The sequence below is a fragment of the Rhizobium sp. CFBP 8752 genome (assembly GCF_014842035.1).
In the GTDB taxonomy this organism is placed as follows: Bacteria; Pseudomonadota; Alphaproteobacteria; order Rhizobiales; family Rhizobiaceae; genus Neorhizobium; species Neorhizobium soli.
Genome location: NZ_JACYUZ010000001.1, coordinates 1,923,439 through 1,937,320, shown reverse-complemented (window position 1 = coordinate 1,937,320; position 13,882 = coordinate 1,923,439). Strand labels below are relative to the sequence as shown.

The following is a 13,882-nucleotide window of genomic DNA, read 5'->3' as shown; positions in this document are numbered from 1 at the left end:
CAACGGGATATTACGGATTCCGTCAGGATTCGTAGTCTAGCATAAGCACAGCAATCCGCGGCGATTCTCATGCCAGGAGCGGACCGGAGGAAACGGATGCCCACATTCTACGGCAACGATTACGACAACACCGTCTACCAGGATGATTACGATTCTGATCTCACCGTCTACACCTATGGCGGCGACGACCGGATCTTCCTCAACCTCGTTGGCAAATACGGTGGTTTCAACACGGTCTATGCAGGCGCTGACGACGATTTGGTGCAAAATTCCTTCGAAGGCGGCAACAAGATCGATCTCGGCTCCGGCAACGACAGCTACGTCGCAACAGGGTTCTCGACGTCGAGCAAGCTCTATGATGTCGTCTATGCCGGCAGCGGCAACGACTCTTTCGAAGTCTCCACCTATCACAGCGACTATTACGGCGAGACGGGCAATGACGCCTTCTTCTCGGTCGGCTATCGCAACTATTTCAACGGTGGCTCGGGGACCGATACGATCAGCTATGAGACGCAGGACGAGGATGATGATCTGGCCGGTCTCGGCGTCGCCATCGATCTCGGCAAGGGTTCGGCGCAGACGCTCGGAACCAGTTACAAAGAGACGCTCGTCAGCATCGAGAATGCCATCGCGACCGGTGCGAGCGACAAGATCTACGGCTCATCCGGCGCAAACAAGCTTTGGGGCGATGATGGAAACGACTTGATCGACGGCAAGGGCGGTAATGACACGCTCTACGGCGGCGCCGGTAACGACGACCTCTACGGTGGAAGCGGCAACGACAAGCTTTACGGCGGATCCGGCAACGACCATCTCTATGGTGGATCGGGCGCCGATACGTTCGTGTTCACCTCGATCGCAGACTCCAAGGCAAACAGCAGCCGCGACATCATCCAGGACTTCAGCCGCGCCGAAGACGATTATATCGATCTCCGGTCGATCGATGCGGATACGACCTTCGGCGGCAATCAGTCCTTCGATTTCATCGGTTCGAAAGGCTTTTCGGGCGAGGCGGGCGAGTTGCGCTTTAGCGGCGGCATCGTCTCAGGCGATGTGAACGGCGACGGTTATGCCGACTTCCAGATCAAGATCGCGGGCCAAACCAAAATGTACGACAGCGATTTCTTCCTCTGAGATATCGAGCTGTCTTAGGAAGGCGCTTCTGAAAGGAGGCGCCTTTTTTCGTGGTCGAGAGAATTTGGAAAACTACAGGACTTCAACCGATGCACCGGTCGCGATGAAGTCGCCATTGGCGAAATCAGTCTCATCCGATCGACCGACCTTGCCGTACCGGAGCGGCTGTCCGTCGATAGCGCAGGTCTTGCCACCGGCGGCGCGCAGGACCGCATCTCCGGCTGCCGTGTCCCACTCCATCGTCCGGCCGAACCGCGGATAAATGTCGGCGGCACCTTCCGCCAGCAGACCGAATTTCAGCGATGAACCGACGGAAAGGGTTTCGAGGTCGCCGTATTGCGCCAGGAAATCATCCGTTTCGACAGTTCGGTGGGACCGGCTGGCACAGGCGATGGGTCGCCGTGGCATGACGCGGGCGCGGATCGCCTGACGGTTTTCGATGGTGAAATCGGGGGCGATCGCGAGCTTGGACGCTTTGTTCTGTGCGCCGCCATAGCCGACGTTGAGCGCCGGAGCATACACGATACCAACGGTCGGAAGGGCATTTTCGATCAGCGCAATATTGACGGTGAAGTCATCGCGGCCGTTGATGAATTCACGTGTGCCGTCAAGCGGGTCGATCAGGAAGAAACGACCACCGGAAATATCGGGGATCTGCCCGGCGGCGACGGCTTCTTCTGCAACCGCGGGGATCGCCGGCCAATGCTGCGCAAGCGCTTCGAGAATGATCGCTTCCGCGGCTTCGTCAGCCTCCGTCACCGGCGAGTGGTCAGGCTTGTAGTGGGTATGAGCGCCACGGCCACGGATCTCAAGAATCGTGCGGCCTGCATCGAGCGCGATCGTCTCGAATATGGAAAGCATACTCATCATGAAGACGATCTACTGCCTTGCCTTCAGCAGCGCAAGCTCGTCTCGCCTCTACATCACCGTGCCTATGCCATTGGTTGCTGACGACCGACGGCCCAGGAATTGCCAAGGTGCGCATCCGCCGCGGCCGGAAGATCCGATGCTCCGTGGCGAAGCTGGGGCCGCAGCACGCCCGCGGCGCGTCGGGCGCCGAGCCGTGCAATCATGCCGATCGTCCGCGAGAGCTCTGCCAATAATTCGCGCATGCAGGGTGTGTGTGGGCTGGCCGGCCCAGCCCCCGATGCCGCGGAATGCGGCTCGCTCCAGCTAATCACCGGGTGGTGATATGACGGGAGTGAATCGGATCCGCCAGCATCGGGTTCGGTATAAGCAAGGGTAAGCCCGCGTAAGCGGGGCGACTTACTGAGGCGGCGCCGGAACGGTGCGAGGGGGGCGAGGCGGTCCGGCGAGATCGGCAGGGTCGCAAGTGAGGCCGGGACGTCTTTGATTGGTTCGGCATCGATATCGGCAAGAAACGTTTGCGGTTGAACATGGAAGCCGGCCTCGAGTGCAGCCTCAATGAAATCGGCGCGGGCAAGGGCCGCGACGCTTCGGCCCGTCAGCACGTCGCGGCACGCCATCACCGCCGCCATATGCGCTTCTGTGCGTGCGGCCGGCCATCCGCTGAGCAGCATAAGAGCGGCATCCAGCGTGCCTTGCACGATGATCGGCCCCGGTTGGCCGAAGATTTCCAGGATGACAGGTTGCTTCCAGGTCCCGCGATCCATCCAAGCTCTCCCATTTAAGATAATTAGGAGATACTCATATAAAGCTTGCGCCAGGATGGAGCGCAGCGGCTCGACGGTTTTCGTCAGGCCGCTGATGTGATTTCAGGAGATCTTCAGGAGATGCTGCCTTGTCGCGTAAAGAGCAATCGCTGCGGCATTCGAGACGTTGAGCGACTTGATCTCGCCGGGCATGTCGAGCCGGGCCAACGCATTCACCGTTTCGCGGGTCTTCTGGCGCAAGCCCTTGCCCTCGGATCCGAGGACCAAAGCAATCCGCTCACCGGAGAACGTGCCTTCCAGCGGGGCAGGACCTTCCGAATCAAGCCCGATCGTCTGGAAACCAAGCTTGTGAATCGATTCCAGTGCGTCGGCGAGGTTGGTGATCTGGATATACGGGATGAGTTCCAGTGCGCCGGACGCGGATTTTGCCAGCACGCCTGACTCGGTCGGGCTATGTCTCTGAGTGGTGATGAGAGCGCCTGCGCCGAACGCTACGGCCGATCGCATGACGGCACCGACGTTATGAGGATCCGTTACCTGGTCGAGTACCAGGAGAAGCGGGCTCTCTTTAAGGGCTTCAAGCCGGCGTACGGGCAGGGGCCGCGTTTCCAGCATCACGCCCTGGTGGATCGCCTCGGGACCCAGCACCTTGTCGATATCCTGCGGCGAGACGAACTCGACAGGAAAAGACAGCTCGCTCGATTCGCCGATCTCCAGTCGCATAAAGGCGTTTTGTGTCACCGAAAGCTTGATCAGCTTGCGCTCCGGGTTCTGGATCGCAGCCCGAACCGTATGGAGACCGTAGAGCAGCACCTGTTCCGGCTGCAGCTGCGGTGGCGTCCAATCCTTGGCGCCCTTGTTGGATTTGACGCGGCCCTGCTGCGGCGTCGGGATCTCGCCGCGTTCGCGCTTGGTATCGCGAACATTCCGGCGAAGCGTCGCGTAATGGGTGTCGCGGGCGGTTTTGTCTTTAGGATCTTTTGTGCTCATGCTGCCTTATATCGAGGAGCGCGGTTTCGGCAAAGCCCTCCGCTCGAGCCTTCGTCGGATGTCATGACGATATCCAATTTTTTCCTCCTTTTTTCAAAGAGGTCGTGTTGACAGACGGACATGAGGCCGTCATATACGCGGCGCAGACCGAGGGGCGGCAAGCCAGACGGTCAGCAGACTTGGTCTAACGATCCAGACGAATGGAGAGATGCCCGAGTGGTTAAAGGGGACGGACTGTAAATCCGTTGGCTACGCCTACGTTGGTTCAAATCCAACTCTCTCCACCATTCGTCTTCGAGATCGGACCACCCCCGCGGGTATAGCTCAATGGTAGAGCAGCAGCCTTCCAAGCTGAATACGCGGGTTCGATTCCCGCTACCCGCTCCAATATCCCGGACAAATGATTTCTATATTCGACCGGTTTGATCCATTCAAACATCGCGTCGATTTGTGCTCGTGTTGATCACGTGCGGCACGCGCAAAAACCGGATCGGACGTCAGGATTACGTATCAGGCCATCACCATCTCTGCGGCGACCATACTTCCGGCAGACGGGGAGGGCGACACGCCGAGGCCTTGAAATACAGGCAGATAGAGCGCCATCTTTCGGCCTGCCCCTTGTACGGGGCGGCGGCGTAATTATGTCTTGCGCAATCCTTGGGAAAGCCTTAAACGGCGACACCAAACCCGGTCGCCGGGTCAACCTCTTATGTTCACAGGAAGCATTCAATGGCAAAGAGCAAGTTTGAGCGCAATAAGCCTCACGTCAACATTGGCACGATCGGTCACGTCGACCACGGCAAGACGTCGCTGACTGCGGCGATCACGAAGTACTTCGGCGAATTCAAGGCCTACGACCAGATCGACGCTGCTCCTGAAGAGAAGGCCCGCGGCATCACCATTTCGACGGCACACGTCGAATACGAAACGCCAAACCGCCACTACGCACACGTCGACTGCCCCGGCCACGCCGACTACGTTAAGAACATGATCACCGGTGCAGCGCAGATGGACGGCGCGATCCTGGTTTGCTCGGCTGCCGACGGCCCGATGCCACAGACCCGCGAGCACATCCTGCTTGCTCGTCAGGTTGGCGTTCCGGCAATCGTCGTGTTCCTCAACAAGGTTGACCAGGTTGACGACGAAGAGCTTCTCGAGCTCGTCGAACTTGAAGTCCGCGAACTTCTGTCGTCCTACGACTTCCCGGGCGACGACATTCCGATCGTCAAGGGTTCGGCTCTGGCCGCTCTTGAAGATTCGAACAAGAAGATCGGCGAAGACGCCGTTCGCGAACTGATGGCAGCTGTCGACGCCTACATCCCGACGCCTGAGCGTCCGATCGACCAGCCGTTCCTGCTGCCGATCGAAGACGTGTTCTCGATCTCGGGCCGTGGTACGGTCGTGACCGGTCGCGTCGAGCGTGGCATCGTCAAGGTTGGTGAAGAAGTCGAAATCGTCGGCATCCGCGCCACGACCAAGACGACTGTTACCGGCGTCGAAATGTTCCGCAAGCTGCTCGACCAGGGCCAGGCCGGCGACAACATCGGCGCTCTGATCCGTGGCGTACAGCGTGACGGCGTCGAGCGTGGCCAGATCCTGTGCAAGCCGGGTTCGGTTAAGCCGCACAAGAAGTTCATGGCAGAAGCCTACATCCTGACCAAGGAAGAAGGCGGCCGTCATACGCCGTTCTTCACGAACTACCGTCCTCAGTTCTACTTCCGTACAACGGACGTGACCGGTATCGTTTCGCTTCCTGAAGGCACGGAAATGGTTATGCCAGGCGACAACGTCACCGTTGAAGTCGAGCTGATCGTTCCGATCGCGATGGAAGAAAAGCTGCGCTTCGCGATCCGCGAAGGCGGTCGTACCGTCGGCGCCGGCATCGTTGCCTCGATCATCGAGTAACAAATCAGAGGGCAGGGCGGGTTCTTCGGGTCCCGCCCGGTTCACTTTTTTTAAGCAAGTTGGCCCTGCTGACTTGCTTATGACATGAAAATGTAGCAAATGGCGCGCGAGCGCTATTTGCGCCTTGCTTCGTTTTATCGAGGCAGGCAATTGCCAAAGACATTAAGGTGGGCCTTCGGCCTGGAGACGAGAACGGACTGCCGCTGTTAGCGCACCCGTTCGATCTTTGACACTGGTGGTCCCGCCTTAGGATAACGAACAACTCGTGCTGTAACGTTGGCACGTGGAAACAAGAAACAAGGATAACGTCGAATGAACGGCCAAAATATCCGCATTCGCCTGAAGGCGTTCGATCACCGCATTCTCGACGCTTCGACGCGTGAGATCGTGTCGACGGCGAAGCGCACCGGCGCAAGCGTCCGGGGCCCCGTTCCGCTTCCGACTCGCATCGAGAAGTTTACGGTTAACCGGTCCCCCCACATCGACAAGAAAAGCCGCGAGCAGTTCGAGATGCGCACACACAAGCGCCTTCTCGATATCGTAGACCCGACACCACAGACCGTGGACGCGCTGATGAAGCTCGACCTCGCCGCAGGTGTCGATGTTGAGATCAAGCTCTGAGGCTTATGTCTCGAGCTGAGTGAGAAGGATTGAACCGATGCGTTCGGGTGTAATTGCACAGAAAGTGGGAATGACCCGCGTCTATAACGACGCTGGTGAGCACATCCCGGTTACCGTTTTGCGGCTGGAGAGCTGCCAGGTCGTCGCACAGCGCACTGTTGAGAAGAATGGCTATGTTGCCGTTCAGCTCGGTGCTGGCGTCGCCAAGGTAAAGAACACCTCCAAGGCTATGCGTGGCAACTTCGCCATCGCTAACGTCGAGCCGAAGTCGAAGCTCGTTGAGTTTCGCGTTTCCGAAGAAAATCTGATCGACGTTGGCACTGAGCTGAAGGCCGATCATTTTGCTGCTGGTCAGCTGGTGGATGTCACCGGCACTTCGATCGGTAAGGGTTTTGCCGGTGCTATGAAGCGCCATAACTTCGGTGGTCTGCGGGCGACCCACGGTGTTTCCGTGTCGCACCGTTCGCACGGTTCGACTGGTAACAACCAGGATCCGGGCAAGGTCTGGAAGGGCAAGCGCATGGCTGGTCACATGGGCCAGACGCGTATCACCACGCAGAACCTCGAAATCGTCTCGACGGATGAAGACCGCGGACTGATCCTCGTCAAGGGTGCCGTTCCCGGCTCCAAGGGCGCCTGGATTGAAGTTCGCGACGCCGTCAAGTCGGCCGCGAAGTAAGGGAGCCAGCTATTATGGAATTCAACGTCAAGACCCTCGAGGGAAAAGACGCCGGCCAGGTTTCCCTGTCGGACGCGATTTTCGGCCTCGACCCACGCGAGGATATCCTCGCACGCATGGTGCGTTACCAGCTCGCTAAGAAGCAGCAGGGCACGCACAAGACCAAGAGCCGTTCCGAGATTGCTCGCACCGGTGCGAAGATGTTCAAGCAGAAGGGTACGGGCCGCGCTCGTCACCATTCGGCTCGCGCTCCGCAGTTCCGTGGTGGTGGTCGTGCACACGGCCCGGTCGTCCGCAGCCACGAGCATGACCTTCCTAAGAAGGTTCGCGCTCTTGCTCTGCGTCACGCCCTGTCTGCAAAGCTGAAGTCTGAAGATCTGATCGTCATCGACAACCTGGTTGCTTCTGAAGCAAAGACCAAGGCTCTCGTCGGTACGTTCGCATCGCTCGGCCTCACCAACGTGCTGTTCATCGGCGGTGCTGAGCTCGACAGCAACTTCAAGCTCGCAGCCCAGAACATCCCGAATGTGGACGTTCTGCCGGTGCAGGGCATCAATGTTTACGACATCCTGCGTCGCGGTAAGCTCGTGCTTTCCAAGGCTGCGGTTGAAGCCCTCGAGGAGCGTTTCAAGTGACCGACATTCGCCACTATGATGTGATCGTATCTCCTTCGATCACCGAAAAGTCGACACTGGTTTCCGAGTATAACCAGATCGTCTTCAACGTTGCCAAGACTGCTTCGAAGCCGGAAATCAAGGCTGCCGTAGAAGCTCTCTTCGGTGTGAAGGTCACTGCCGTCAATACGCTGGTCCGCAAGGGCAAGGTGAAGCGCTTCAAGGGCTTCATCGGCAAGCAGAAGGACGTCAAGAAGGCTGTCGTAACCCTGGCCGAAGGTCAGACGATCGACATCTCCACCGGTCTCTGAGGTAAAGAAAAATGGCACTGAAAAGCTATAATCCGACGACCCCGAGCCAGCGTCAGCTGGTTATCGTCGACCGTTCGGGCCTCTGGAAGGGCAAGCCCCTCAAGTCGCTGACTGAAGGTCTGTCCAAGAGCGGTGGTCGCAACAACAACGGTCGTATCACTGCCCGCTTCATCGGCGGTGGTCACAAGCGTACCTATCGCCTGGTCGACTTCAAGCGTCGCAAGTTCGACATTGAAGGCACGGTCGAGCGTCTGGAATACGACCCTAACCGTACCGCGTTCATCGCGCTCGTCACCTACACGGACGGCGAACAGGCCTACATCATCGCTCCGCAGCGTCTTGCTGCAGGCGACAAGGTCATCGCTTCCTCGAAGGCTGTCGACGTGAAGCCCGGCAACACCATGCCGCTGCAGTTCATCCCGGTTGGTTCGATCGTTCACAACGTCGAAATGAAGCCAGGCAAGGGCGGTCAGATTGCTCGCTCCGCCGGCACCTATGTGCAGCTCGTCGGCCGCGATGCCGGCATGGCGATCCTGCGCCTCAACTCTGGTGAACAGCGTCTCGTCCCAGGCTCGTGCCTGGCGTCGATCGGTGCTGTCTCCAACCCCGATCACGGCAACATCAACGACGGCAAGGCCGGTCGTACCGTATGGCGTGGCAAGCGTCCGCATAACCGCGGCGTTGTCATGAACCCGGTCGACCACCCACACGGCGGTGGTGAAGGCCGTACCTCTGGCGGACGCCATCCGGTGTCCCCGTGGGGCAAGCCCACCAAGGGCAAGCGCACGCGTTCGAACAAGTCCACGGACAAGTTCATCATGCGCTCGCGCCACGTCAAGAAGTAAGAGAGGAAGTCGTTAAATGGCTCGTTCAGTTTGGAAAGGTCCGTTTGTTGACGGCTATCTTCTCAAGAAGGCTGAGAAGGTGCGCGAAGGCGGACGCAGTGAAGTGATCAAGATGTGGACCCGTCGGTCCACGATCTTGCCGCAGTTTGTCGGTTTGACGTTCGGCGTCTACAACGGCAACAAGCACGTGCCGGTCAGCGTCAACGAAGACATGGTCGGACACAAGTTTGGTGAATTCGCTCCCACCCGGACCTATTACGGTCACGGCGCGGACAAGAAGGCGAAGAGGAAGTAATCATGGCGAAGGCAAAGACCGAACGCCGGCTGAAGGACAACGAAGCACAGGCAGTCGCCCGTACGCTTCGCGTCAGCCCGCAGAAGCTAAACCTGGTTGCCGCCATGATCCGCGGCAAGAAGGTTGAACGCGCTCTGGCAGAACTCGAGTTCTCCCGCAAGCGCATCGCAGGCACGGTGAAGAAGACTCTCGAGTCTGCTATCGCCAACGCCGAAAACAACCATGACCTCGACGTCGACACGCTGATCGTAGCGGAAGCCTACGTCGGCAAGTCGATCACGATGAAGCGTTTCCACGCTCGCGGCCGTGGCCGTGCATCGCGGATCGAAAAGCCGTTCGCGCATCTGACGATCGTCGTTCGCGAAGTCGAGGAAAAAGGGGAGGCCGCATAATGGGTCAGAAAATCAATCCTATCGGTTTTCGCCTCGGCATCAACCGTACATGGGACAGCCGTTGGTTCGCCGACAACGCCGAATACGGCCAGCTGCTTCATGAAGACCTGAAGATCCGCGCATACCTGATGTCCGAGCTGAAGCAGGCCGGCATCGCCAAGGTGGTTATCGAGCGTCCGCACAAGAAGTGCCGCGTCACGATCCACTCGGCTCGCCCGGGTCTGATCATCGGCAAGAAGGGTGCGGACATCGAGAAGCTTCGCAAGAAGATCTCCACGATGACCAACTCCGAAACGCACCTCAACATCGTTGAAGTGCGCAAGCCGGAAGTCGACGCAACGCTCGTTGCTCAGTCGATCGCCCAGCAGCTCGAACGCCGCGTGGCTTTCCGCCGTGCGATGAAGCGTGCTGTTCAGTCTGCCATGCGTCTTGGCGCCGAAGGCATCAAGATCACTTGCGCCGGCCGTCTCGGTGGCGCGGAAATCGCTCGTACCGAATGGTACCGCGAAGGCCGCGTGCCGTTGCACACACTGCGCGCCGACATCGACTACGGTACGGCTGAAGCCGAAACCGCATTCGGTATCTGCGGCATCAAGGTCTGGATCTTCAAGGGCGAAATCCTTGAGCACGATCCGATGGCGTCGGAACGTCGCGCGCTGGAAGGCGATGCGCAGGGTCCGGCAAGCCGTGAGCGTGGCGATCGTGGCGACCGTCGCCGCGAACGTGAAAACGCTTGATTAGCGCTGGCGAAAGATAAGCTCGGAGAAGTAATAAAATGTTGCAGCCAAAGCGTACCAAGTTCCGCAAGCAGTTCAAGGGCCGCATCAAGGGCGTTGCCAAGGGTGGCTTCGACCTCGCATTCGGCGAATTCGGTTTGAAGGCTCAGGAACCTAACCGCGTCAACGCACGTGAGATCGAAGCGGCTCGCCGCGCGATCACACGTTACATGAAGCGTGCGGGTCGTGTATGGATCCGCGTATTCCCAGACGTACCGGTCACGGCAAAGCCGACCGAAGTGCGCATGGGTAAGGGTAAGGGTTCTGTCGAATACTGGGCTTGCAAGGTCAAGCCTGGTCGTATCATGTTCGAGATCGACGGCGTTTCGGAAGAGATCGCGCGCGAGGCACTTCGCCTCGGGTCTGCCAAGCTCTCGGTCACGACGCGCTTCGTACAGCGCATCGCAGATTAAGGAGAAGGCACGATGAAAGCCGAAGACGTACGCGGCCTGACCGCCGACCAGCTCAAGGACAAGCTTGCTGACCTGAAGAAGGAGCAGTTCAACCTGCGCTTCCAGAAGGCCACCGGCCAGCTCGAGAAATCCTCGCGCATCACCGAGGTCCGCAAGGATATCGCTCGCGTGAAAACCATTGCCCGCCAGAAGGCGGCAGAAGCCAAGGCCTAAAGGAAGAATAATATGCCGAAACGCATTCTGCAGGGCGTAGTCGTTTCCGACAAGAACGAGAAGACCGTTGTTGTCCGCGTCGAGCGCCGCTTCGCTCACCCTTTGCTTCAGAAGACCGTTCGCCGGTCCAAGAAGTACAAGGCCCATGACGAAAACAACCAGTTCAAGGTTGGTGACGTAGTTTCCATTCAGGAATGCGCCCCGATCTCCAAAGACAAGACCTGGACGGTTATCAACGCCCAGGCTTAAAGACTTCAGGATTTTGCGTCAGGCCCTTGCGTCGGACACAGAATCCTGTAAGAAGCACGCCACTGGCGTAGAACGCTCGGAAACGAGCGTTCTTTTGCTTTCAGCGCACGGAAGGTCCCACTTAGGGAAACCACCTTGGCAAGACCGATCCCGCGCATACTGAAAATGTGTTCATAGCCAGCGCCGTTCGTATTCATGCGCGCGGATAGTTGGTCATTAGAAAAAGGCGACCTGACATGATTCAGATGCAAACAAACCTCGACGTGGCGGATAATTCCGGCGCACGTCGTGTCATGTGCATCAAGGTGCTGGGCGGCTCCAAGCGCAAGTACGCTTCGATCGGCGACGTTATCGTCGTTTCGATCAAGGAAGCTATTCCGCGCGGCCGCGTGAAGAAGGGTGACGTGATGAAGGCGGTGGTTGTGCGTACCGCCAAGGACATCCGTCGCGCCGACGGCAGCGTCATCCGCTTCGACAACAACGCAGCGGTCCTCATCGACAACAAGAAAGAGCCGATCGGCACCCGTATCTTCGGACCGGTTCCGCGCGAACTTCGCGCCAAGAACCACATGAAGATCATCTCGCTGGCTCCTGAAGTTCTGTAAGGAGCGAGAGATATGCAGAAGATCAAGAAGGGCGACAACGTCGTCGTACTGACCGGCAAGGACAAGGGCCGCACCGGTGAAGTAATCCAGGTTATGCCGAAGGAAGACCGTGCGGTCGTTCGCGGCATCAATATGGTGAAGCGCCACCAGCGTCAGTCGCAGACGCAGGAAGCTGGCATCATCAACAAGGAAGCGTCCATCCATCTGTCGAACATCGCGGTTGCCGCGAAAGACGGTAAGCCAACTCGCGTTGGTTTCTCGGTCGTCGACGGTAAGAAGGTGCGTGTCGCCAAGCGTACGGGAGATGTGATCGATGGCTGAGTCCAAGTATGAGCCGCGGCTCAAGGCGGAATACGTTTCCCGCATCCGCGCCGCGCTAAAGGAGCAGTTTTCCTACTCCAACGACATGATGATCCCCAAGCTGGACAAGATCGTCATCAACATGGGTGTGGGCGAAGCAACTGCCGACAGCAAGAAGCCAACGGTTGCAGCAGCCGATCTCGCAGCGATCGCCGGCCAGAAGCCGGTTATCACCAAGGCACGGAATTCCATCGCGGGCTTCAAGGTTCGCGAATTCATGCCGATCGGTGCCAAGGTTACGCTTCGCGGCGCCCGCATGTACGAATTCATGGATCGACTGGTCAACATCGCGCTTCCGCGCGTTCGCGACTTTCGCGGCCTGAACCCGAAGTCCTTTGACGGCCGTGGCAACTTCGCCATGGGCATCAAGGAACACATTGTGTTCCCGGAGATCAACTACGACAAGGTTGATCAGATGTGGGGCATGGACATCATCGTTTGCACGACGGCTACCAACGACGACGAAGCACGGGCTCTCCTGAAAGAGTTCAACTTCCCGTTCCGCCAGTAACCGTAACGACGAGCGTTTAAAAGGAACTCCGATATGGCGAAAACCAGCGCAGTTGAAAAGAACAAGCGCCGCCGCAAGACCGTCGCGGACCATGCAGCCAAGCGTGCTGTATTGAAGGCGACCATCATGAACCAGGAACTTCCGATCGAAGAGCGGTTCAAGGCAACTATCAAGCTCGCTTCTCTGCCGCGCGATGGCTCGAAGACGCGTATCCGCAACCGTTGCGAAGTCACCGGTCGCCCACGCGCTTTCTATCGCAAGCTTAAGATGTCGCGTATTGCACTTCGCGAACTCGGCAGCCTCGGCAAAGTGCCGGGCATCGTCAAGTCGAGCTGGTAAGGAGATCGTTAGATGACCATGACTGATCCCTTGGGCGATATGCTCACACGTATCCGCAACGGCGCTTCCCGCCGCAAGTCGACCGTTTCGACGCCAGCCTCCAGGCTGCGCGTTCGCGTTCTCGACGTGCTGCAGGCTGAAGGCTACATCCGCGGTTACACTGAAACCGATTTCGGCAACGGCAAGGCCGAGATCGAAATCGAACTGAAGTACTACGAAGGCGCGTCGGTGATCCGTGAGATCGGCCGCGTGTCCAAGCCGGGCCGCCGAGTTTATGTCTCGGTCAAGTCCATCCCTCAGGTCGCGAACGGCCTCGGCATCACCATCCTTTCGACTCCGAAGGGCGTGATGGCCGATCACCAGGCTCGCGAACAGAACGTAGGCGGCGAGGTTCTTTGCTCGGTCTTCTAAGACTGCGCAAGGATCTCCCTAGCGAACAGACAGGATTGAATAATGTCTCGTATCGGTAAAAAGCCCGTTCAGGTTCCTGCAGGGATCACGGCCTCGGTTGATGGCCAGAAAGTCACTGCCAAGGGCCCGAAGGGCGAGCTTTTCTTCGTCGCTAACGACGAAATCAAGCTTGAAATCAAAGACAATGCCATTTCGGTGACTCCGGTCAACGATTCCAAGGATGCTCGTTCGAAGTGGGGCATGTCCCGCACGATGATCGAAAACATCCTGAAGGGTGTGAAGGACGGTTTCGAGCGCAAGCTTGAAATCAACGGCGTTGGTTACCGCGCGTCGCTGCAGGGCAAGAACCTGCAGCTGGCTCTCGGCTTCAGCCACGACGTGGTCTATCAGACCCCGGAAGGCATCACCATTGCCGTGCCGAAGCCGACGGAAATCATCGTCTCCGGCATTAATAAACAGCAGGTCGGTCAGGTAGCAGCGGAAATCCGCGAATACCGCGGTCCAGAGCCCTACAAGGGCAAAGGCGTCAAGTACGCTGAGGAACGGATCGTCCGCAAGGAAGGCAAGAAGAAGTAAGGACGCGGG

General features: G+C 58.3%; 22 protein-coding genes and 2 tRNA genes. 21 read left to right on the top strand and 3 right to left on the bottom strand.

All coding sequences use genetic code 11. The annotated features are described in order from the left end of the window. Window positions 1-96: 96 nt before the first annotated feature. Window positions 97-1,134: a calcium-binding protein gene (locus tag IFT59_RS09390; RefSeq protein WP_192086683.1), complete on the top strand. Its 1,038-nt coding sequence runs from the start codon at window positions 97-99 to the stop codon at window positions 1,132-1,134. Between the two features lie 72 nt (window positions 1,135-1,206). Here IFT59_RS09390 and cysQ read toward each other — a convergent pair whose 3' ends face one another. From cysQ to IFT59_RS09375, 3 genes are all read right to left on the bottom strand, one after another. After that, window positions 1,207-2,004, bottom strand: a complete 798-nt coding sequence (cysQ, locus tag IFT59_RS09385; RefSeq protein WP_174196008.1) for a 3'(2'),5'-bisphosphate nucleotidase CysQ — start codon at window positions 2,002-2,004, stop codon at window positions 1,207-1,209. A gap of 62 nt (window positions 2,005-2,066) precedes the next feature. Next, on the bottom strand, window positions 2,067-2,768 hold the full coding sequence (locus IFT59_RS09380) for a DUF982 domain-containing protein (protein ID WP_113167067.1): 702 nt from the start codon (window positions 2,766-2,768) through the stop codon (window positions 2,067-2,069). A gap of 102 nt (window positions 2,769-2,870) precedes the next feature. After that, entirely contained in the window at window positions 2,871-3,758 is an 888-nt protein-coding gene (locus IFT59_RS09375; protein ID WP_092662035.1) for a TrmH family RNA methyltransferase, read from the bottom strand. 202 nt (window positions 3,759-3,960) lie between these two features. On the opposite strand from IFT59_RS09375, the gene IFT59_RS09370 reads away from it, so the two are divergent. The 20 genes from IFT59_RS09370 (at window position 3,961) to rplF (ending at window position 13,873) form a co-directional block, all read left to right on the top strand. Next, window positions 3,961-4,045: transfer RNA gene (locus IFT59_RS09370), tRNA-Tyr, on the top strand. A 26-nt stretch (window positions 4,046-4,071) separates the two neighbouring features. After that, window positions 4,072-4,145 (top strand) — tRNA-Gly (locus IFT59_RS09365). A gap of 342 nt (window positions 4,146-4,487) precedes the next feature. After that, the gene (tuf, locus tag IFT59_RS09360) at window positions 4,488-5,663 is read left to right on the top strand and encodes an elongation factor Tu (protein ID WP_092662037.1); all 1,176 of its coding nucleotides are present in this window, start codon (window positions 4,488-4,490) and stop codon (window positions 5,661-5,663) included. Between the two features lie 312 nt (window positions 5,664-5,975). Beyond that, entirely contained in the window at window positions 5,976-6,284 is a 309-nt protein-coding gene (gene rpsJ / locus IFT59_RS09355) for a 30S ribosomal protein S10 (protein WP_003547547.1), read from the top strand. 37 nt (window positions 6,285-6,321) lie between these two features. Next, a complete protein-coding gene (rplC, locus tag IFT59_RS09350; protein WP_062580268.1) occupies window positions 6,322-6,963 on the top strand; it encodes a 50S ribosomal protein L3 in 642 nt (213 codons plus the stop codon). A 14-nt stretch (window positions 6,964-6,977) separates the two neighbouring features. Continuing rightward, window positions 6,978-7,598, top strand: coding sequence for a 50S ribosomal protein L4 (gene rplD, locus IFT59_RS09345; protein ID WP_062457774.1), 621 nt, complete (start codon window positions 6,978-6,980; stop codon window positions 7,596-7,598). Then, window positions 7,595-7,888 (top strand): 50S ribosomal protein L23, encoded by a 294-nt coding sequence (locus tag IFT59_RS09340; protein ID WP_062457771.1) that lies wholly within the window; start codon window positions 7,595-7,597, stop codon window positions 7,886-7,888. The genes rplD and IFT59_RS09340 overlap by 4 nt, the downstream gene beginning before the upstream one ends. Window positions 7,889-7,899: 11 nt before the next feature. Next, window positions 7,900-8,733: a 50S ribosomal protein L2 gene (gene rplB / locus IFT59_RS09335; RefSeq protein ID WP_062457768.1), complete on the top strand. Its 834-nt coding sequence runs from the start codon at window positions 7,900-7,902 to the stop codon at window positions 8,731-8,733. Between the two features lie 16 nt (window positions 8,734-8,749). Further along, window positions 8,750-9,028, top strand: a complete 279-nt coding sequence (gene rpsS, locus IFT59_RS09330; RefSeq protein WP_062457765.1) for a 30S ribosomal protein S19 — start codon at window positions 8,750-8,752, stop codon at window positions 9,026-9,028. Between the two features lie 2 nt (window positions 9,029-9,030). Beyond that, a complete protein-coding gene (rplV, locus tag IFT59_RS09325; protein ID WP_062457763.1) occupies window positions 9,031-9,420 on the top strand; it encodes a 50S ribosomal protein L22 in 390 nt (129 codons plus the stop codon). After that, a complete protein-coding gene (gene rpsC / locus IFT59_RS09320; protein WP_062457759.1) occupies window positions 9,420-10,157 on the top strand; it encodes a 30S ribosomal protein S3 in 738 nt (245 codons plus the stop codon). Before rplV ends, rpsC begins: the two co-directional genes overlap by 1 nt. A 38-nt stretch (window positions 10,158-10,195) precedes the next feature. After that, a complete protein-coding gene (gene rplP, locus IFT59_RS09315; RefSeq protein WP_062457756.1) occupies window positions 10,196-10,609 on the top strand; it encodes a 50S ribosomal protein L16 in 414 nt (137 codons plus the stop codon). Between the two features lie 12 nt (window positions 10,610-10,621). Further along, on the top strand, window positions 10,622-10,822 hold the full coding sequence (gene rpmC, locus IFT59_RS09310) for a 50S ribosomal protein L29 (protein ID WP_007770142.1): 201 nt from the start codon (window positions 10,622-10,624) through the stop codon (window positions 10,820-10,822). 12 nt (window positions 10,823-10,834) lie between these two features. Continuing rightward, window positions 10,835-11,071 carry a 30S ribosomal protein S17 gene (rpsQ, locus tag IFT59_RS09305; protein ID WP_062457753.1) on the top strand — a complete coding sequence of 79 codons (237 nt, stop codon included), beginning with the start codon at window positions 10,835-10,837 and terminating at the stop codon, window positions 11,069-11,071. Window positions 11,072-11,307: 236 nt separating this feature from the next. After that, a complete protein-coding gene (gene rplN / locus IFT59_RS09300; protein WP_052638136.1) occupies window positions 11,308-11,676 on the top strand; it encodes a 50S ribosomal protein L14 in 369 nt (122 codons plus the stop codon). A gap of 12 nt (window positions 11,677-11,688) precedes the next feature. Further along, window positions 11,689-11,997 carry a 50S ribosomal protein L24 gene (gene rplX, locus IFT59_RS09295; protein ID WP_062457750.1) on the top strand — a complete coding sequence of 103 codons (309 nt, stop codon included), beginning with the start codon at window positions 11,689-11,691 and terminating at the stop codon, window positions 11,995-11,997. Further along, window positions 11,990-12,547 carry a 50S ribosomal protein L5 gene (gene rplE, locus IFT59_RS09290; RefSeq protein WP_062457747.1) on the top strand — a complete coding sequence of 186 codons (558 nt, stop codon included), beginning with the start codon at window positions 11,990-11,992 and terminating at the stop codon, window positions 12,545-12,547. Before rplX ends, rplE begins: the two co-directional genes overlap by 8 nt. Window positions 12,548-12,580: 33 nt before the next feature. Continuing rightward, window positions 12,581-12,886 carry a 30S ribosomal protein S14 gene (rpsN, locus tag IFT59_RS09285; RefSeq protein WP_062457744.1) on the top strand — a complete coding sequence of 102 codons (306 nt, stop codon included), beginning with the start codon at window positions 12,581-12,583 and terminating at the stop codon, window positions 12,884-12,886. A 12-nt stretch (window positions 12,887-12,898) separates the two neighbouring features. Then, complete coding sequence (gene rpsH / locus IFT59_RS09280; RefSeq protein WP_062457741.1) at window positions 12,899-13,297, top strand: 30S ribosomal protein S8; 399 nt, start codon at window positions 12,899-12,901, stop codon at window positions 13,295-13,297. 42 nt (window positions 13,298-13,339) lie between these two features. After that, window positions 13,340-13,873 carry a 50S ribosomal protein L6 gene (rplF, locus tag IFT59_RS09275; RefSeq protein ID WP_062457738.1) on the top strand — a complete coding sequence of 178 codons (534 nt, stop codon included), beginning with the start codon at window positions 13,340-13,342 and terminating at the stop codon, window positions 13,871-13,873. Window positions 13,874-13,882 lie beyond the last annotated feature (9 nt).